A 20385-nucleotide genomic window follows, 5' to 3' on the forward strand; every position below is an offset into this window, starting at 1 on the left:
AGCGGCCGGCAACCGGCCCCCTCACCCTAGCCCTCTCCCCCACGGCTTGGCTGCGGAACTTTCGTTCGCAGCCAAGCCGCGGGGGAGAGGGGACCGGAAAACTGCACGACCTCTCCGGGAGCGCAAAGCAAAACAAAAAGCCGCCTCGGCACTCGGCCGACGCGGCTTTTGTTTTGTTGCGGTCGTCGCGGCCGAAGCGGCGACGAAGCGGTTTACTGTTGCTGCTGTTGCTTGCCGCCCGGCTGGTTCTGCGGACGGACCCGCTTGTTGATGTCGGTCTCGAGCACGCCGAAGACCGCCTCGTGGCGAGCCACCGACATCTGCAGCGCGGCCAGCAATCGCTTGGCGGTGTAGAAGTTCAGGATGATCCGCTGATTGACCTTGATCGGCTCCTTGGGAACTCCGATCGGCTGGGGGTTCAGCCCGAAATCGACGATCAATTCTTCGGGCGAGCCGGTCACGCGGCAGAAGTTGGCGTAGGTGGCGTGCGCCTGATCGTCGTTCACCTGGACCTGAACCGGCTGCTGGCGGGTCTGCGCCGCTTCGGCCGGGGCGGGAGCCGCGGGAGTGGCGGCTTCGGGGGCAGCTGCTTCGGGTGCGTCGCTCTTGGGGGTCTCGGTCTCAGCCATTACCAGTCTCTCCTCTCGAGGGGGCGATCAAATCAGTAGGTTCTCCCGCTTCGGATCGTGACGCATCGCCGGGCGGGATCGGGGCCGACGCACGTTCAAAACAATGAGCTTGATCGATGCCGTATGGTAACGGTCGTCTATCAAGGTGCAACATTAGGGGGTAAGGAAAGGCACCCTGAATGAGTAGGTTTCTTTTCCAATCTTGGCAAATCCTTTCTGCATTCCGGTAATATTGCCCCGCAGCGGTCTGCTCAGCTCTCCCTTGAGCCGCAGGCGCTAGCCTCGGGTGAGCCGTAGGCGCTAGCCTCGGGCCTTCGCACGCTCGGAATTTCCGCTGCAGCAACCGCGGCTAGCGCCGTCGGCTCAGGGTTTTCTGACAGCGCCTCGGGCCTTCGCACGCTCGGAATTTCCGCTGCAGCAACCGCGGCTAGCGCCGTCGGCTCAGGGTTTTCTGACAGCGCCTCGCCCAGTTGACTTAAAGCCTCGTTTGGTGACACCTTGCAAAACAGGGACAAATAGGAGACCCAGGAGACATGACGGAGATGCAACGGTTATAACGACTACAGCTCGAATGCAAACGTTTGAGTAATGATTCTCCACAGCCTCCAGCCGAGCGAGCGTGGTTCGGTGTGCACTTTGGCATTGCCTCGATAGCCGATCCGCAGCGGCAGTTCGTCAATATTCAGCGGCACGCGGCCTTGGTAGGAGATGCTTCGCGGTTTGGGTTGACCGGTGCTCGGATCGATCTCGGTCTGCAGCCCACCACCTGCTTGGCTGGCAAGCGATGCGGGAGCGGCATCCAACTCCGCTTCGGAGATTTCTTCCAAGATCCCTTCAAAGGTCTCGATCCGCGCGGCATCGAGTTTCAGTTCAACTTCCATGCCTTCGCGGACCAGTTGGATATCGCCCTGGTCGATCACCAGGGTGGCTTCCAGGTCATGGGGATCGCCAATCAAGCACAGCAAGTCATCTTCGCCGAGCAGAGCCCCCAGATTTTCTTCGTCCAGCGGCGAACCGGTCCAGTTCGGCAGCCGGTCCTCTTCACCGGGCTGGGGTTCTTTCCGCGGCGGGGGGAGGACCACGCCGTCTCGCTTGGCTCGGATCGTCAAGCGTTCGATCTCATCCTCGGCTTTGCTTCGCGAGTCGGCTAGCGAAACGATCAGCCGCTGCTGAGCCGGTTGCTGCCCCGTCGCGGCCTCGCGATCGTTGTGGAAGAGTCGCTCGAGCGTCCGCATCCGCTCGAACGCCAACCGCTCCTCGCCGCGCAACTCGGCCACGCGAATCTGCAGGTCGACGTTTTCCAAGCGAGCGAGCACATCACCCTCGCGGACAACCTGGCCCGGCTTCACGGTCTCCACGATCCGTCCTCGCGTCCCCGCATAAACGCGCGAAGCCTGTGCCGGGCGAACCTCGAACGCACAATCGATGTGGTGAGGCAGCGGCACGTAGCAGACGGCCAACACGACCGCGCCGACGAGTCCCAGCGTCATCGCCAAACGGCCCTTTTTCACCTTCTGCAACCTCCCAGGAGTGCGGACAAATTGAATCGTCTTCCAGATCGGCTGGCCGATCAATCCAGCAAACCCTGCCAGTGCGATCGTGCGGCCCAGTACCGCCAATCCGTAGGGTTCCAAAACTTTGATCACGAACCAGCAGATCGAAAACACCACGACCCAGCGGTAGATCACCGAAGCGACGGTATAGAGACCGAACATCAAACGGTTGCGACGCGGCAGGAACGGGTCGTCCTGCAACTCCATTCCCAAGCAAGTCTGCTGAAACCAACGCTTGAGAATTTCCGTGCTTTTCTGGCGGAGATTCGGAATCTCCAAAATGTCCATCAAGATGTAATAACCGTCGAACCTCAGCAGCGGGTTGCCGTTGACGACGATCGTGCTGACCGCATTCAAAAACATCATGTTCAAGCAGAGGTCATTCAGCAGCCCCGGCTCGCTAAACCACCACAAGAAGGTGGCGATCGAGGCCAGAATCATTTCCACATAAATCCCGCCGGCACCGATCCAGACGCGTTTCCACTTATTGGGAAGCATCCACGAGTCAGAGACGTTGCAATACAGGCAAGGCGTGAAGACGAGCAGCATGAATCCCAATTCGTGGCACTCGCCGCCAAACTTCTTACAACTCAGACCGTGGCCGAGCTCGTGCAGAACTTTCACGAATGCCATCGTCGCCGCGAGATACAGCCAACGGTCGGCGGCAAAAAACTGCTGGAACGTGGGCAGCTTTTCGTAGAACGTGTCGAACTGCGTGGCGATCAGCAGCCCGGCGGAGAGGAATAGCAGAACGAAACCGATCAATGCCGGGATCGTGAACATCCACCCAAACCAGGGCAGCAAACGATTTAGAAATCGCTCGGGGTCCACGCCGCGAAATCGCAGCGCAAAAATGTTCGCCGCGCGCCCGAGCAACTCCTTCTGCTTTTTCTTGGCTCCACGTTTCTGCAGCGCTCGGCCTTGGCCGGGCGAATTGCTGATCACCAACCCGCTGCGGTGCAGCATGCCGATGAACTGCTGCAGGTCGCCGAAAGTGATTTTCTGGGGTGCGAAGCGGGCCTCAAAACCCTCCTTGATCTGATCGAGGCTGACGTGCCCGTCGAGCATTTGGAGGATGAAATACTCCTCCTCGTGGAACCGGTAGTACTGCAGCCCCACCGGCTCCTTGACGATCCAGTACCCGGTTCCCTGGTACTGATGCCGGCTGCTCCGCAGGTCGGGGCGTTTTCGCACCGACAGCGACCGCGATGAGCTGCTGACCAGACTTTCGGCAAGTGAAGTCATAGGGAGTCGGCCTTAGCGATTCGCGTTGCCAGCCGCGGCGGCTTGACCCACGTTGGGTTCAGGAATCCGGGAGTTGTCGATGCGGATCACCGGCACCATCCCCGGCTTGATCAACCAATCGTCGCCAACGCGTTTGTTCTCGAATTCGACCCACACGCGGCGGCGATTGCTGATGTCGACGTCGTTGCCGACGAAGCCCACCACGCCATTGATCCGCTCGGTTCGGCCGCCGCCGAGATTGAACTCCACCACCGCCGGCATTCCCGGCGTGACGAGCGAGTCGGGATCGACCGCCGAGACAGCTCCCTGAGCCCGCAGGCGGTCCATTTGCACCAGCTGGACGATCGGCGATCCCGGTTGCACCCACTCGCCGAGTTGGGCCACGCGGAGTTCGACAAAACCTCCGAACGGAGCCGTAATCTTGCGGCGGGCGACCTCCAGTTCGGCAAGCTCCCGCTCCGATTTCTTCGCCATGTACTGAGCCTGGGCGATTCGCTCGTTCAGTTCGGCAAGCTCGATCCGCAGTTTTGCGCGATTCGCTTCGAGCGCCTTGGCGCGAGCTTCCCAGGTCGGCGTCGCTCCCTGACGGGCCAGATCGGCGTAGGCCACCGCTTCCTCGCGAGCCAGCTCCTCGCTCTGCTCAGCATCGCGACGATTGATCGTGTTCAGCGCGTTCAGCTCGGCTTCCTTCTCTTGCGCCATGGTCAGCAACAGCGTCAGCTGCGCCTTCTGGTCGTCGATCACCGCCAGCGTCTGCCCCGCCTCGACCAAATCTCCCTCCTCGACTCCGATCGCCGTCAGCACCCCTTCGACCTGGGCCGGGACGCGGACGTTGTTGATCAGAATCACCATCGAGTTCTCCGTCTCGACATAGCCGGGCGACGACTCGGAGCCGGAGGCCGACGGAGCTCGAGCCGCCGAACGCTGAGTACCGTTTGGGCGAGCAGTGCCGTTCGAACGCGCAGTGCCATTCGGGCGCGGGGCCGCAGCCGGAGGAAGCGTGCCGGCCGCGGGGGGGACTCCGGGCGAAACCCGAGCGCCGGAAGCAGCCGGGTTGGAAGCAGCCGGGTTGGCAGCGGCGGCCGGAGGCAAACCGAAGGCGGGGAGCGGCGCGGCGGGCCGATCACCGCGAGCGGGACCATTGGCAGCAGGACCACTGGCAGCAGGCCCACTGGCATTAGGCGTACGGGACGATTGTCCGCGAGGCGCCGTATCCTGGCCCCCGGCGGTCAGAAGCCACGACGGTGCGGCGACCGCTGCGACGAGCAGAACAGTGAACAGTACCAGACGCGTGGATTTCATCTGTGAGCCCAAGGAGGTTGACTGAAGAAGAGAGGTCGATCGGCGGGAGAGAAGGAGGGGGGCGACTCAGAAGAAGAATGTGCAGAGCCATTCGTAGACTTCGTGGCCGAGGACGAATCCGGCGGCTCGCTTGCCGACCCGGACGTCGGCGATCACTTTGGCTCCCGGCCGTGGCCGCAGCATGCTCATCGAAGCGTCATCCGGATAAGCCTTCATGCGAACGACTTCGCCCTCGTCGGCGTCGGTTTGTGTGCGCTGCTCGATGCTGGCGATGTCGAGCCCCGCTTGCAGCGACTGATCCGGGTCGGTGGCGAGGATGAAGTCGACATCGAGCCCCTCATCGAGCCGCCCTTGGGCAGCCAATTCGGCGATCCGGTGCTCCAGGTGAGCCATCCGTTTGTCGGGCATTGCCAGCTTGAGGTGCATCGGCTGGGTGAGATCGGCCAGCTCCAACATCACCTGTCCGGTCACGATCGGCCGCGAGCGGAGCGTCTTTTCGAGATCCCAGGTCGTCACCATGCCGTCGATCGGCGCCCGGACGATCAGCTGGTCGGCCTGCATTTGCCGCAGGGCGATCGAATTTTCGAGCGTTTCGATCTGACCTTTCAGCTGCAGTTCTTCCCCTTGCAGCTTGACCGATTCACTCGGTTCGAGCCCCCGCGATGAGAGCTGGGCTTTAACGCTCAGCAGTTCCTCATCGGCGCGTGCGAGCTGTCCTTGCAGCTCCGAAATTTTGAGGTCGAGCTCGCGGTTCTGCAGCCGCAGCAGTTCCTGCCCGGCTTGGACCGTTTGTCCATGGTCGACCAGAACCTGGACGACTTCGCCATCGATCGGCGCGAAGATCTGGCGGCGGACATTCGGCTCGAGCGTACCGTTGGCTTCCAGTTCCAACTCGAGGGGCACGAAGACCGCGGCCAAGACCAGGACCGCCAGCAGCGCGACGACGGCCAGCGTTTTCGGGAGCGTGCGGGCCCGGACGATCCAGCTCGCACGGCCCAAGGCTCGCCAGAGCGGCATCAGGAACAGGTTGTCGTAGCGGAGCGAGTTGGCGATCGCGCGGGTGCCGTGCTCGTAAACCAGATTCACCCGGTTGTGAAAAATCTCCGGCGGGAGCGTGCTCTCGATCTGCTCGACAATCAAGGCGCCGATCGTGTCTCCGCGGTGGGCTCCATCGCGGTCGATCTCCCCAGCGGCACCGCCCGCTTCGGGTGCATCGCCGCGAACCGGCTCCCGCAACGGGAGCACGGCGATGTGGCGGCCGTACGATTGGTCGACGTATTCCTCGAGCGCTTCTTCAATCTGCGGCGGGAGATCCTCGGCCGTGCCGTCGTGCCAAAGCGGTTCGCCGGCAGCGACGACGCGGGTGGCCAATTTGTTCAGCGCGGCGACGATGTTCGAGCGATTCTCGATCGTGTCCTGGCCACTGATCGCTTGGACCTTGCACTTCCGCCCCTTGAGAATCGCCACGCTGACGCGGTCGCAACCGATCAGCCGTCGCCCCTCGTTGGCGACGATGTAGGCGGTTTCTTTCAGGTTGAGCGTTTCGTGCGACAGCCGGGCAAAGGTGTCGGCCTGCTGCCAGAGCAGCTGGCGGTCGGAGAAATGCGCCAGCCGCTCGTTCTTGAGCCACTCGCCGCCGAGCTCGGCCATCTGCTGCAAAAACCGCAGGTAGCCTTGCTGCGTCGCCGGGGCCGCGTCGGGGCGCTGAAAAACTTCGATCAGCCCCTCGATGTGCTTGTCGTGCTTGAGCGGAGCGAGGACCAGCAAGTACCGCGTGGGGTTGCCTTCCGCTTCGCCGTCGGTCGTCCCGCTGTAGGGCGGAACCAACAGCGATTGCCCGGCACCGGCGACCCGCCGCATCAGCCGGTTGTGCCGTGCCGCGTCGTCGCTCTCCTCCTGCAGCAGCGGCTCGCTGATATTGATCTGGTACTGCAGCCGCAGCTGACGGTCTTCGTCAAACACCCAGACCGCACCGCCGACGGCTGCCAGCGCCGTGATCACCCGCTGCAAGAACTGGGGATAGAACTCTTCGGCCGGCGCTCCGCCCTTGCTCAGCGCCGCGATCTCATTGACCAGAGTCCGGATCTGCTGCTTTGTCTCTTCGACCGTTTGCTGATTGACTGTCATCTACCGCTCGTTTCAGTCCGGACGAATGGGAATTCGCTTTTCGATCGCGTCCACCGTAAGTCCCCTGGGCCACTCGCGCCGACTTTCGGACCACGCTTTCGTCTTTTTCTGCCGCGCCGACAGCCGACGCTGACGGTTGTTTCGAAATTGTCGCCAGCCCACCGAGAGCACCCCGTCCTGGGGAGCCAGAAACCGGTGCCATGGTGGGCCGGTCGCCCGCCTGCCGCAGGTGCCGGTTCGACGAAGGGAACGGCGTAATGGTTCCCGCGAAAATCGGCATTTTGCCGACATTCCCAGCCTTTCCGAGGGGGTTTTATACTTTTAGTATAAGCCACAAGGAAACGCGAGCCGAAAAAGTGCCCGCTCCGGCCGGGCCCGATGGGCGGCCGCTACGAGAAGACGGGGAACTTCGTCGCCGCAGGGGAACTCGCCCCGCACCGCGGGCGTCAGAGCCCCAGTTCCCGCAGGCTCGGGCTCCCCGCAGGCTCGGGCTCCCTAACCGTTTTCGGGAACCGGGGGCTAGCGCCCGGCGGCTGATGAATAATCCGGGCTAGCGTCCGGCGGCTGATGAATAATCCGGGCTAGCGCCCGGCGGCTGATGGATAATCCGGATTCAGCATCCCGTAGGGGCTCAGCGCTCATTGCGGCAGGTCCCGCATCACCCGCGCGGAATTCCCCCGATCGTGGCAGTTGTGCGAACCGGGCGGGCAATCAGACTGAAGGGCGGCTCCCCCGCCCCAGGTGAAGGAAGAGGATGAACCACGCCGCTTTGGTCGAAACGCTCCGCCCCCTCCCACGCGTCGGCCGGGTGCGGATCGCTGCGCAAATCGATCGCCTTCGGCGGATCTGCGACGACACTCAGCCGCTCGAGACGTTCTTGGAAGAAGTGCTCGACGTGCTGCGTCGAGTGTTCGGGGCGGCTGCGGCGAGCGTCTGGTTTCGCACTTCCGAAGCGAGCACTCTGCAGCCCGCTTCGCGAATTGGCTTCGACTCGCTAGCTTTTTCCGCCGCCGAGCTCGCCTCGCTCGACGAAGCGGTGCTCGCGCTCTGCGATGCCTCCGAGCCGCTGGCCGAATGCTTTGAAGAGCTTCCGGCGGCAATGCTGGTCGGCCCGATCCATGGCCCCCGCGACTCCACTAGGCCGAGCGAATCGCCAGAGATGAGCGAAACGGCCAGGACGAGCGAAACGCCCGGGGCGGTTGGGGCGTTTCAATTGGTGATCACCGATATCCAGCCCAGCTGGGGTGACGATTGGGACCAGCACTCGTCGATCTATCTGCCGGCGCTCCGCAGCGTGCTCGTGGCACTCCAACCGGAGATGCTGCGGCGGATGCGGGTTTCGCACCTCTCGATCTCCGAAGCCCATCAGGGACTCGAGCGACTCGGCCAGCAGATCCACGGCATCCAGCGTTCGATTCGACTGGCGATCGAGCACCATCTGCAGCAGCACGCCGGAGCGACGTTCGGCTCGTTCGACGAGAACCTGCAGTTCCTCCGCAGCATCCACCAGCTGCTCGACGCGCACGGGCTCCGCGTCCGCTGCCCCGAATGTGGCCACCCCGCAATCCTTCGCTGTGCCCGCAACGCCTCGGTCCGCGCCGGCGTGTTCATGTTCGATCACTATCTGCCGAGCGGGCGGACGTTCCATGGCGGAGGAGCGGTGTTGCCGACGCTGCGGGTGGTGGCCAAACCGGAACGACGCAAGTCCACGCCGGGCGGCTGAGCAGCCATGAAGATTCTGAGTGGGGACGTTTTCGCCTTCCCACGAGGGGCTAAACTGCATGCACGCGCGTCGCTCCGCCATTGTCACCAGCCCCGCCCCGCTAACGCTAACGCCAACGCCAACGCCAGGAAATCCATGCCCTGCTCCAAGTCGATCGCTCTCGCCTTACTATTTCTGACTGCCTCCGCGGTGTCGGCTCAAGACAAGGCCGCCCAAGACAAGGCCGCCCAAGACACGGCCGCCCAAGACACGGCCGCCCAAGACGCACCGGCGAAGGGCGAGGCGACCGCCGCGTCTTCGCAAACCGATATCGTTCGCTCGCTGCAAGAGCAGGCTGTTACCGCCGCCAAGGCCGACTGGGGCTACTGGGGTTTCGATCCGCAGCGATTCTCGACCTGGACGAACCACTCGAACCGACTGATCCCGGTGTACACCTTCGGCGTCTCGCTGGATGCCGTGCGGGAAGACGAGAACCCGTATCACTCGGAAGAGTCGCTGCGAAAGCTGTACGGTCGCGTTCCCGAAGGCACGCTCAATTCCGACGCCAAGTACTTCGACCAGACGAACATCTACGACTTGCAGCAACAGGCGATTCGCGAGGGCAAGCGGCACGTCATCCTGATCGTTTTCGACGGCATGGACTGGCAGACCACGCAGGCCGCTGCGATTCAGGCCACCGGACGCGTGGCCTACACCGAAGGAGCCGGCACCGGATTGTCGTTCCAGGATTATGAGGGAGTCTCCAAAGATTTCGGCTACTTCGTCACCTCTCCCCACCGCGGGAAGAATAAGGTTGACGTGGATGCCCAGTTGGTGCTCGATCCCGACGCGGACTCGACCGGCGGTTACGACCCGCGGCTCGGCGGCGACGCGCCGTGGGCAACTCCCCCCAGCCGAGATTACTTGATCGGTCTCGATCGCACCCAGCCGCATACGGTCACCGACTCGGCCAGCTCGGCCACCTCGATGACCTCCGGCATCAAAACCTATAACGCGGCGATCAACGTGGCCGCCGACGGAACGCAAGTCGAACCAATCGCCCGCACCTTGCAGCGGGAACGAGGATTTGCGATTGGTCTGGTCAGCAGTGTGCCGAATAGCCACGCGACTCCGGCCAGCGGATACGCGAACAACGTCAGCCGCAACGACTACCAGGACATTTCCCGCGACCAAATTGGTTTGCCGTCGGTGGCCCACCGTAGCAAGCCGCTGCCGGGAGCGGATGTCGTGCTCGGTGGTGGCTGGGGAGAAACGAAGGACAAAGATGCAGGACAGGGAACCAACTATGTTCCGGGCAACAAGTTCATCTCGATGGCCGATGTCCGCCGCGTGAGCCTGGAAGAGGGTGGGCCGTATGTGACCGTCGAGCGGACGGCCGGGCGCGACGGCAGTGAAGTGCTCGCCAAAGCAGCCGCCGAAGCGCGGGCTGGCAACCACCGGCTGTTGGGGATCTTTGGTGCCAGCGGAGGAAACCTCCCCTTCCAGACCGCTGATGGTTCGTACAACCCGACGTACGACGTCACCGGCTCTGATACCTACAGCGAAGCGGACATCACCGAGAATCCGACGCTGGCCGAAATGACCCGCGCCGCACTTTCGGTGCTGGAGAAAGATCCAGAAGGTTTTTGGTTGCTGGTCGAAGCGGGCGACGTCGACTGGGCGAATCACGCCAACAACATCGACAATGCGATCGGTGCGGTGCACAGCGGTGCCGATGCCTTCACGGCGGTCACCGAATGGGTCGAAGCGAACGACGCTTGGGACTCGACCGCCGTGATCCTGACCGCCGACCACGGCCATTACTTCCACCTGACCCGCCCCGAAGCGCTGCTCGGCGAGTGACGCAAAAGAATCAGCCGCCACGCGCTAGCGTCCGGTTTTCCCGGCGCTTGCGGGAACCGTGGGCTAGCGCCCGGCGGCTGATGAGCAGTTCGGGCTCGCGCTCGGCGAGTGACGCAAAAGAATCAGCCGCCACGCGCTAGCGTCCGGTTTTCCCGGCGCTTGTGGAAACCGTGGGCTAGCGCCCGGCGGCTGATGAGCAGTTCGGGCTCGCGCTCGGCGGCTGACAGAATGTTCGAGCGGCGTCCTTAGTTGTCCCGCTCTCCGGCTCGCTCTCGGTCTTCGAACGTGCGGGCCAGCGACTTCGCCATCTCGAGGTGCCCTTGGGTAGCCTCCATCCCCTGCTCGACGACCTGCTGGAATTCGGGCGTGCCCTTGCCTTGCATCGCCTGCAGCTTCGCCAACATCTCCGTGTGGGCGATGATCTGTTGGCCGAGATAGCCCATGTCGAAGTCCTGCCCTTCGTAGTTCGAGAGCATCTCCTTAGTCATCTCGAGATTCCGCTGGGCGGCATCGCGGATGATTGGCATCAAGGCGACCTGGGCGCCGGGCCCGTCCCCTCGCAGCGGGCGACCGGCGGCAGACTGCTGCCGCTCGGCACGAGCTTCTCGTTGACGCTCACCGGCCGCCTCGAGCCGCTGACGGTTGCGGTTGCCCGCGGCCATCTGCGGATTGAACGGTTCGAGCTTTTGTTGGTACTCGGTGTGCGCCCGCACCATCTTCTGCGCGAACTGGCGAACCTGCTCGTTGTTCGACTTTTGCGCAGCGAGCTGACCGAGTTCGATCTCCATGTGGTTGCCCAGCGCAATCAGTGTCGCCAACTGGCTAACTCCCCGATTCGCCGCGGCCTCTTCACGGCCTGCCCGGTTGGGCCGCTGCTCATCGGCCTGAGCGCGGGCTTCAACCACCTCGTTCTGCTGGCTCCAAGCCAAGGAAGCGGGAGCCAGTGCCACCACACACGCCGCCGCCACATTAAACATCCGTCTCATCATTTGACCCTTAAAAAACAGACCGACCGGGGGAGGACCAACACCGACAATCGTGCTGGTCGATTGGCTCGCTGGCGAAGCAAACGGCATTCCCGCTCGAGGCGATCCGAGCCGGGGCGACAACCGCGAATCACAGGATTGGTGGGCACGGAAGGACACGAAAATGCACGGAAAGGAAAGCGACCGCGGATAGCACCAAGAACGCGGATAAAGAGAAAGTTCGAAAACGAACGATCCGTGTTATCTGCGCTAGCCGCGGTTCAACCTCCATCCCTGTTTTCGAAGCACCACTTTCAGATTTCACACCTGAAATCTCAGCTTTCCGCCGGCGGTCGGGTGCCGGTGCCCCCCGAGGTGCTGCCGCTGGAGCTTTGGTCTTCAGCGTTGGGTCCGGCAGCGTTCGGTCCGGCAGCGTTCGGTCCGGCAGCGGGTTTGCTGCCTGCAGTTCCCTCGCTCGCTTCGAGCACCTGCTTGAGTTTTTCCAGATCCTCGCAAACTTGTTGCTCCAGGCCGCTGCCGAGCCACGAGGCGACTGCTTCCCCGGCCTTGCCCGCCGGTGGGTTGTACTTCATCGAGACTCGCACGATCGTCGCCCCGTCCGGTCCGGAGGATTCGAAGTGAACGCTGCCGGCAGTTTGCACGTCACCGCCGGGAAGCGACCGCCAGGCGATCATCTCGCCGCTGCGTTCGTTAAAGATTTCCGCATCCCACTGGACCTGCACTCCGAGCGGTCCTTCGGCGACCCAGTGCGAGCGCCGCGAATCGATCGCGTCGACGCTTTTGAGGTGCCGCATGAACTGGGGCAAATTTTCCACATCGCGCCAGAAGGCGAAGACTTGCTCCGGCGCGCGGCGGATCTTGATCTCTTCCTCGACCCGCACTCCCTGCTGTGCCGGCACACCGGCGTGCGGATGGTACTCGGCCGTGTCGATCCCCAGCATCTCGTAGCCGTAGCAATGCCCGGTGAGCCCGCGGTAGAGCAGACACGCTCCGGCCCCGGCGGCGACGTAGCCGGCCGTCTTGCCGCGGAGCAAGCCGAACACGGTCAGCAGGCCTCCGACAGCCGTCGAAGCCCACCGCTCGGAATTGCTGATGTTTTGGGGCGGATTGAGGATTGCCGAGCGCCCGGGCAGGTGGCTGGACCAATCCTCCGCCCAGTGCGGCACCAGCGAGTGGCCACCGCCGTGCTGCGTCTCCTGCGGTTGGCCACCAGCGTGTAGAGCCGATGCGGATTCATTGGGGCTCGTCATCGTCTTCCGACTCCTGAAGGGGTTGGGCTTAGCTTTTTGCGTTCGCGACTGACGCTTCGTCCCCAGCTTTAGCAATTACCGCGCCGCGCGCTCCTGGCCCAGGCGTTCCCGGCCGCACGAGGAGATTTTTGCGTCGCTCCGTGAGGCACCACGCCAAATTAGTAGTTATCCTCTCTCGAGACCCCTCTCAGTTGCGGAGAACTCCCCATGCGGCCTACCAGGCTCCCCACCCGGCTCGCTTCCCGAGCCCCTGTTCGCCCCCTCCTGATCCTCCTCGCCGGAAGCCTCCTCTTCCTTTCGAGCCGAGGAACCGCGAACGAACCCACCGCTGACGACGCATCTGCGGACAACGCCCCGACCGGCCTGCAAGCCGGTGCGTACGCCCAGAACATCGATCCCGAGACGCTTCCGGTCTGGGTCAACGGCGGCTTTGTCGGCACGAAAGCCGATCGCATCCACGACCCGCTGCACGCCCGCTCGCTGGTCCTCAGCGACGGCCGCCACACGGTGGCGATCTGCGTCGTCGATAGCTGCGTGCTGCCGACCGAACTGATGGACGAGGCCAAGCGACTGGCGCACGAGAAAACGCAGATCCCGGTCGAGCACATCCTGATCTCGGCCACCCACACCCACTCGGCTCCCGCCTCCTATCCCGCCCACGGCACGCCCGTGCAGGAGGATTACGCGGCAGCCCTCCCGGCCAAGATCGCGCACGGCATCGCCACGGCGCACGAGCGATTGCAACCGGCCCGCGTGGGCTTCACGTCCGCCACCGCCGAGCGCTATATCCACTGCCGTCGCTGGCTGATGAAACCGGGAACCGCGCGGACCGAACGGTTCACCGGGCGGAGCGAGAACAAAGCGGTCATGAATCCTGGGCACGAGAATCCCAACCAGATCCGGCCGACCGCCGAAGTCGATCCCGAGATCCCGATCCTCTCGGTTCAAACGGCCGACGGAAAACCGCTCGCCGTCCTGGCCAGCTTCAATACCCATTACGCCGGCTCACCGGCGCTCTCGGCGGATTATTTTGGCGTCGTCTGCCGCGAGCTGGCCCAAAAACTCCGCCCGGACGATCCCTCCGCCTTCGTCGGACTGATGGCCAACGGCACCAGCGGCGACGCCAACTGCATCGACTTCAGCAAACCGCGGGAGCCGTTCACGCACCACGATGTCGGCCACTACGTCGCGGGCCTGATTCTCGAGCGACTGCCGCAGGTCGAGTACACGGCGGCCGCTCCGATCGACGCCGCCACGGCGACACTCACGGTCGACGCCCGCATGCCCTCGAGCGAAGAGCTGCAGGAGGCGAAACGCTACGTCAGCACCCGGCTCGGCGACCGCTTGCCGCAGAACGTCGAAGAGACCTACGCCCGCGACACGGTACTGCTGAGCGAGATGCCCACCACGCGGGAGCTTCCCTTGCAAGGAATCCGCATCGGCTCGCTGGCGATCGCCGCGAACCCCTGCGAGGCTTACAACGCGGTCGGCAAAGCGATCAAAGCCGCGAGCCCCTTCGCGATGACGATGAACATCGGACTGGCCAACGGCTTCAACGGCTACCTGCCCACCGCCGATCAGTTCTCCCTCGGTGGCTACACGACCTGGCGAGCCCGCACGAGCTGTCTGGAAGAAACGGCCGATTCCAAAGTCGTCGAAACGCTGGCTGGGCTGCTCAAGCAACTTGATTCCACTGAGCCCGCCGCCGCTGATCAGGCAGACGCTGAATCCGACTCGGCAGCCAAACAAGCGCCGACCGCCAAACAACCGCCGACCGCTCCGCTCAGCCCCGAAGCGAGCCTCGAGTGGTTCGAGCTCCCCGACGGCCAGTCGATCGAGCTGGTCGCGGCCGAACCGCAGGCGATCGATCCAGTCGCCTTCGCGTTCGACGACCGCGGCGATCTGTGGGTCGTCGAGATGAGCGATTACCCGACCGGGCCGCCGAATCCTGGCGACCCGCCGCTCAGCCGGATTCGGATCCTCCGCGACGAAGACCTCGACGGCCGCTACGAGTCGGCGAAAACATTCGCCGACCGGCTGTCGTTCGCCAACGGGCTGCAGCTCTGGCAAGACGGAGCGATCGTCACGGCCACCGGTCGCCTGCTGTTCCTCCGCGATACCGATGGCGATGGCGTCGCGGACGAGCAAGAGCTGTGGTTCGATGGGCTCGCCGACCAAAACCCGCAGCTCCGCGCGAACCATCCCTCGCTCGCCCTCGACAACTGGCTGTACATCGCCAACGGGCTGCGAACCGCCGCGGCGATCGACCGCACGGGCCAAGCAGCAGGCACGGGCCAAGCAGCAGGTACGGGGCAAGCGGCAGACGAGAACAGCGATCGGCTAGATCTCAGCGGTCGCGACATGCGGATCGACCTGCGGCCCGCGTTGTTCGGGGGAAGCGCCAGTGGCGGCCAAAGCGCCCCTGGGGGCAAAACCGGCAGCGGGCTGCATGCCGAAGCGATCACCGGTCCTTCGCAGTTCGGGCTGACCTGGGACCGCCTCGGCCGACGCTACTTCTGCACCAACCGCAATCCGTGCATCGAAGTCGCCATCGAGCAGCGGGACGCGGCCTTGAGCCCGCTCTCGGGCATCGTGCCGCTGACCCGCGACGTGGTCCCCGCCGGCGAGGCCTCGCAGGTCCATCCGCTGGTCCAGGCCTGGACGACTTCGAACCTCCACGCCGGCCAATTCACCGCCGCGTGCGGCGTGCTGGTGACGGCGACCGAGCGGATGCCGGCCGCACCACTCGGCCATGCTTTCACCTGTGAGCCGACCGGGCACCTGATCCACCGCCGCACGGTCAAACGCGAGGCGGCTCGCACGCAGGTAGTCGACGAGCCGGTCGATCGCGAGTGGCTGGCCAGCTACGACAACTGGTTCCGGCCGGTGAATCTCAGCGAAGGCCCCGACGGTGCGATCTACATCGCCGACATGTACCGGGCCGTGATCGAACACCCCGACTTCGTTCCCACCGAGCTGAAAAACCGCCCCGACGCGAGGTACGGTGATGACCGCGGCCGGATCTATCGGGCTGGGATTCTCGATGCAAAAGCCTCGGCCGAAATCTTCCGCTCGCTCCGCGAAAACCCCCTCCGGGACCGCGAGACGAGCGAGCTCGTCAGCCTGCTTGAACATCCGCACGAGTGGATGCGGGCGACCGCCGCTCGATTGTTGCTCGACCGCAAATCGCCGCAAGCCATCGCCGCTCTGGAGCAACTGGCCACGGGTTCCGATTCGCTCGACGGACGCCTGCGAGCCGCCCACCTGCTGGCTTTCTGGAGCGCGCTCGATGCCAAAGTGGTTGAGAGCTTCCTGGCTGCGAGCGACGCGCGGCTCCGTTCGACCGCCTGGCAACTCGTCCGCCAACAACCCGAACTGGCTGCCCCATTCGAAGAGGCAGCCGTCGCGGCACTCGCCTCCGAGGACTTGGACGAAGCACTGAACGCCGGTTGGTATTTGGCCAGCACGCAAGCCGCGGACGCTCCGCAGTCGGACTCTCAACCACAGCAATCCACCGCCTCGCGGCTGGAAAAATCAGTCTGGCTCGGCGTGCGTCATGCCGACGATCCCTACGTGCTGATGGCAGCCACCGCGGCTTGCAACGACCAGCTCGACGCCTGGTACGAACAGTGGCTGAACCACCTGAGCGGCGCCGAAGCCGCGCCGTCAGCGACGCTCGGGGCGGCCACTTGGGACACGGCCGAACGGCTCGCGAAGCGACTGGCTCCCCAGCCGTCGGAAGCCAGCAGCCGGATTCGCGAAAACCTGATTCGCTTTGCCACCGGGGCGGCATCGGGCGAGGCGACCGAAGCGAGTCGCCAGCGGTTGTGGTTGTCGGTCGCGATTGGCTGGGCCGACGGTGCCAAACGAGGCGAGCTGGCCGGCGCCGCGCCGCTGTGGGACTGGGTCTCGGCCCTCGCCGTGGAGACCGAGGCTCCCAAGGAAAACCGGCTGGCGGCTCTGCGGCTGCTCGGTCACGCTCCGCCGGAACTGGTCAAGACGCTCTTTCCGGAGCTGCCCGAAGAGCTCGAGGACAGCGTGCTCGCCGGAGCGGCCGTGACCGCTTGGTCGCGGCACACCGACGAGCGTCGGGCTCCGTGGCTGATCGATCGCTTCACGACGGCGACTCCGCGGGAACGGACCGCGATCTTCGACGCCATCATGGCCCGCTCCGATTCGCTCACCGCGCTCGTCGAGGCGCTCGAGGCGGGAGCGGTGAAGGTGCGTGACTTCGACGCCAGCCAAATCCAGCGGCTCGGGTCGTCGCGAAACGCCGAACTCAAACCGCGGATCACCAAGCTGCTGCAAGGTGCGGTCGACCCGAACCGCTCGGCGGTGCTGAAGAAGTACGCTGCGGCGCTGGACATCGAAGTCGACCCCCGACCAGGAGCCGCGCTGTTCGTCAAGCACTGTGCAGCCTGCCATCAGGTCGATGGCGTCGGGTTCCACGTCGGTCCCGATATCTCCGACTCGCGAACCCAGCAGCCGCTGCAGCTGTTGACGGCGATCCTCGATCCGAACCGAGCGATCGACAACCGCTACTTCCGCTACCTGGCGCTGACCGACGACGGCCGCGTGGTCGACGGAGTGCTGGCCGAGGAGACCGCCGACACGATCACGCTGATCCGGCAGAACGCCGAACGCGTGGTGATCGAGCGGGACGCGATCCTCGAACTGAAACCGGCGGGCGTGTCGCTGATGCCCGAAGGTCTCGAAGCCCAGATGACGCCCGAGGAGATGGCCCAGCTCGTCTCCTACATCAAGAACTGGCGCTACCTGAAGGACAACCCCGAAGGCATCGGCCTAAGCAGCGGGAAGTAGTTGAGGATTGGTTCGAAGCGAGATCGTCTCATCAACATCACCCTCCCCCCGGGAGGGTCGAGCGTCAGCGAGGGGAGGGAGAGCAATCCCTAACGATAGCCCCAAGTGAAACTCACCGTTGCGGAAGCCCTCCCCGCTCGTTCCTCGCGACCCTCCCGGGGGGAGGGTGATGAAGCGCCGTGAGAACCGGACGCTAGCGCGTGGCGGCTGATAACAATCGCCACCTCCCTTCCCCTACTCCCGCTCTCGCCGCAGCTCGGTGCTGCTGATGTCGTTGCGGAACTCGCTCGGCGGGACGTCCTCGCAAAGTTCGCGGATCACCTCGGGCAGTTTGAGCTGGCGGGGATCGGCAAACCGCTGGCCCATCTGCCGACCGAACAGCAGAAACCGGCAACCGGCTTTGGCGATTTGCTGCAAGGCTGCGTCGCGACGCCCGGGATCGTTGTCGTAAAAGCGAGGATCGGCCAAGCGGATTGCGGTGTCGGCACCGATCACAAAAACCGCTCCCGGAAAGAGCGCCGCCTTGTGATCGAAGCGGGGACTGCGGGTCAGCACTAGCGGCAACCCTCGAGCGGTGAACTGCTGCGCGCGGTCGGCGATCGTCAGATAGTCGAGCGGCGGCTTGTCGGCATTGGCGATCGACAGCTCAAACGTCACCGGCATCCCCAGACGCGCGGCGGCGATCTCCGCCATTTGCAGATGCCCTTCGTGCAGCGGATTGAAGCTGCCCGGAAACACGACCTGCCTGCGGAGCACCGGAGGTACCTTCCAAGTCCGTTCGCCCTCCTCTCCGCCTTCGCTTCCCACCGCTACGATCCTTCCTTCCGATAGATCCATCCACGCTTGCGAAGCGGCGTGCTCCCGCGCGACCGTGGGAAACGACGGCAGCGAGAGCCCCTCGACCGAAATCTCCAGCTCGCGCAGTGCGGCTGCGACCAGCTCAGCGACCCACGTCTCCTCCGCACCCCGGTCCGACTCGGCACGCCCAAAATCGGCCGCGAGCGTCAGCGACCGCGCCCCAGCGTGGACCGCCACGAACGCGCGATCGCGGCCGCGGCGAACCCGATCGGTCGCCAGCGCCGCGGTGCAGCCGACACCGGCGACCGCTCCCGAATTTTCACCCTCGGTAAACCTCCGGCCTCGCTGGTACGCAGCGACCGCCAACCGCAGCGCCGTCGCCTCCGAGCACGCTCCCTCAACCGGGCCGCCGACGTATTCTGCCAGCGCCGCCGGATGGTAGGGAACGCTCGCCTCGAGGACCACCCGCGAAGCTCCACTGCGGGCCAGCAGGAGCGGAATCACCCGGCTCCCACCGCCGGTCACCGCCAATACGACTTTGTAGGACATGAACCAGAGCCTAATCCAAATTGTTTATTAGCCGCCGGGCGGTAGCTCCCGGGTTCATCTACTTTTGAGCCGACGGCGCTAGCCGCGGGTTCCGCCGCGCTGCCGAACGGATTGAACTCGTGGCTAAACCCCGCTGCAGCGTAACGTTTTCCCACGGCGCGGAGCGAATTAGGCCCGAGGCTAGCGCCTACGGCTCAACGGAGAAGTGAAAGGGCGGGTTCGGCTCCCGAAGAGCCGTTGGCTTGTTGCGGTTTTCCCCCCTAATTACAATTGCCGCGACTCTCACCGGTGCTCGCCTCCACCCCCTTCCGCCCCCGAAGGACGCGCTTATGTGGATCTGCCGCTTCGCTTGGTTCACCGGTTCTCGACTCCTCGCTTCCCGCTTGCTCGCGGGACTCGGCCTGTTCCTCGCGCTGGCGATCACCGGTTGCTCGAGCCGCCAGGTGAGCGAGGGCGAGGGAGCGGCCGCCGAGACCCGCCGGATCATCATCCTGACCAACGGCCCCGACCCCTACTGGGATACCTGCGAAGCGGGTGCGAAAGCGGCGGCCGAAGAGTTGGGGCTGGCCGAGCAAGGTTTCGTGGTCGACTTCCAGCGTGGGGATTTCACCGACAAAAAACAGATCGACATGCTCAAGCAGTATGTCATCGCCTCGGACGTAGCGGCTGTGGGGATCTCGGTCTTCAATCCCGAAAGTCGCAATCTGGCGACCGAGCTGCGGAACTTGCAGCAGAAGGGAGTCCAGGTGATCACGCTCGACAGCGACCTAAACCGCGAGAAATTCCGCGACGCGCGATTCGCCTACCTCGGCACCGACAACATCATCGGCGGCCGTGAGCTGGGCCGGGCTGCCAAGGCGCTCAGCCCCGATGGTGCCGACTTCGCCTTCTTCGTCGGCGACCTCGGGCAAGCCAATGCCGTCGAGCGGATGAGCGGTTTCCTCCAGGGCGTCGGAGAAGACTCGGGCTTCAACGAACTCGCCAGACTCAGCGACGGCGGCGATCGTCCCAAGGCACGCAAGAACGTCGAAGACCTGCTCAACCAGCATCCCGAGTGCGACATGTTGGTCGGGATCTGGGCCTACAACACGCCGCAGATCATGAACGTCGTCGAGGATCGTGGGATTCGCGACAAAACCAAAGTCGTCTGCTTCGACGCAGCCCAGGACAGCATCCGCGGGATGGCGCAGGGGAGCGTGGACGTGATGGTCGTCCAGAATCCCTATCAAATGGGCGGTGAGAGCGTGAAGTTGATGCACGCGCTGGTCACCGACGACCAATCGACCGTCGACGCAATGTTCCCGAGCTACGCCCAAGAAGGCGAAGCCGATATTTATCGCACCGAGCTGCGAGTCGTGGCCCCCGACGAGGGTTCGCCGCTGACGGAAGAATTGTTCGAGGAGTCGACCGTCTTCTTCACGAATTCCCAGTTCCAAGCATGGCTCAAAGAGCGCGGCTTGATCAGCTCGTGAGCCATAGTCGCTCCGTCGTTCGTTAGTCGCCCCATCAGCCGCCGGGCGCTAGCCCCCGGTTCCCAAAAACGCGGCGAGAACCGGACGC

General features: G+C 64.1%; 11 protein-coding genes. 4 read left to right on the forward strand and 7 right to left on the reverse strand.

Annotated elements, in window-relative coordinates; all coding sequences use genetic code 11:
• Positions 1–212: 212 nt before the first annotated feature.
• From GNK13_RS01465 to GNK13_RS01480, 4 genes are all read right to left on the reverse strand, one after another.
• Entirely contained in the window at positions 213–629 is a 417-nt protein-coding gene (locus GNK13_RS01465) for a DUF3467 domain-containing protein (protein ID WP_164100662.1), read from the reverse strand.
• A gap of 560 nt (positions 630–1189) precedes the next feature.
• A complete protein-coding gene (locus tag GNK13_RS01470) occupies positions 1190–3427 on the reverse strand; it encodes a biotin/lipoyl-binding protein (protein WP_235934711.1) in 2238 nt (745 codons plus the stop codon).
• Positions 3428–3439: 12 nt separating this feature from the next.
• Entirely contained in the window at positions 3440–4279 is an 840-nt protein-coding gene (locus tag GNK13_RS01475; protein WP_164100663.1) for an efflux RND transporter periplasmic adaptor subunit, read from the reverse strand.
• Between the two features lie 516 nt (positions 4280–4795).
• The gene (locus GNK13_RS01480; RefSeq protein WP_164100664.1) at positions 4796–6856 is read right to left on the reverse strand and encodes an efflux RND transporter periplasmic adaptor subunit; all 2061 of its coding nucleotides are present in this window, start codon (positions 6854–6856) and stop codon (positions 4796–4798) included.
• A gap of 754 nt (positions 6857–7610) precedes the next feature.
• Here GNK13_RS01480 and GNK13_RS01485 point away from each other — a divergent pair.
• Together GNK13_RS01485 and GNK13_RS01490 are read left to right on the forward strand one after the other, a co-directional pair.
• Positions 7611–8579: a hypothetical protein gene (locus GNK13_RS01485; protein ID WP_164100665.1), complete on the forward strand. Its 969-nt coding sequence runs from the start codon at positions 7611–7613 to the stop codon at positions 8577–8579.
• A 135-nt stretch (positions 8580–8714) separates the two neighbouring features.
• The gene (locus GNK13_RS01490; RefSeq protein ID WP_203328874.1) at positions 8715–10421 is read left to right on the forward strand and encodes an alkaline phosphatase; all 1707 of its coding nucleotides are present in this window, start codon (positions 8715–8717) and stop codon (positions 10419–10421) included.
• 245 nt (positions 10422–10666) lie between these two features.
• On the opposite strand, the gene GNK13_RS01495 is transcribed toward GNK13_RS01490, so the two are convergent.
• Both GNK13_RS01495 and GNK13_RS01500 read right to left on the reverse strand, forming a co-directional pair.
• Entirely contained in the window at positions 10667–11407 is a 741-nt protein-coding gene (locus tag GNK13_RS01495; RefSeq protein WP_164100666.1) for a DUF4142 domain-containing protein, read from the reverse strand.
• A 314-nt stretch (positions 11408–11721) separates the two neighbouring features.
• Positions 11722–12657, reverse strand: coding sequence for an SRPBCC family protein (locus GNK13_RS01500; RefSeq protein WP_164100667.1), 936 nt, complete (start codon positions 12655–12657; stop codon positions 11722–11724).
• A gap of 207 nt (positions 12658–12864) precedes the next feature.
• On the opposite strand from GNK13_RS01500, the gene GNK13_RS01505 reads away from it, so the two are divergent.
• Complete coding sequence (locus GNK13_RS01505; RefSeq protein ID WP_164100668.1) at positions 12865–17478, forward strand: PVC-type heme-binding CxxCH protein; 4614 nt, start codon at positions 12865–12867, stop codon at positions 17476–17478.
• Between the two features lie 234 nt (positions 17479–17712).
• Here GNK13_RS01505 and GNK13_RS01510 read toward each other — a convergent pair whose 3' ends face one another.
• The gene (locus GNK13_RS01510) at positions 17713–18825 is read right to left on the reverse strand and encodes a hypothetical protein (protein WP_164100669.1); all 1113 of its coding nucleotides are present in this window, start codon (positions 18823–18825) and stop codon (positions 17713–17715) included.
• A 329-nt stretch (positions 18826–19154) separates the two neighbouring features.
• Here GNK13_RS01510 and GNK13_RS01515 point away from each other — a divergent pair, with 329 nt between their 5' ends.
• Positions 19155–20297, forward strand: coding sequence for a substrate-binding domain-containing protein (locus GNK13_RS01515; protein ID WP_164100670.1), 1143 nt, complete (start codon positions 19155–19157; stop codon positions 20295–20297).
• Positions 20298–20385 lie beyond the last annotated feature (88 nt).

It is taken from the genome of Candidatus Laterigemmans baculatus (assembly GCF_010367455.1).
Lineage (GTDB): Bacteria > Planctomycetota > Planctomycetia > Pirellulales > Pirellulaceae > Laterigemmans > Laterigemmans baculatus.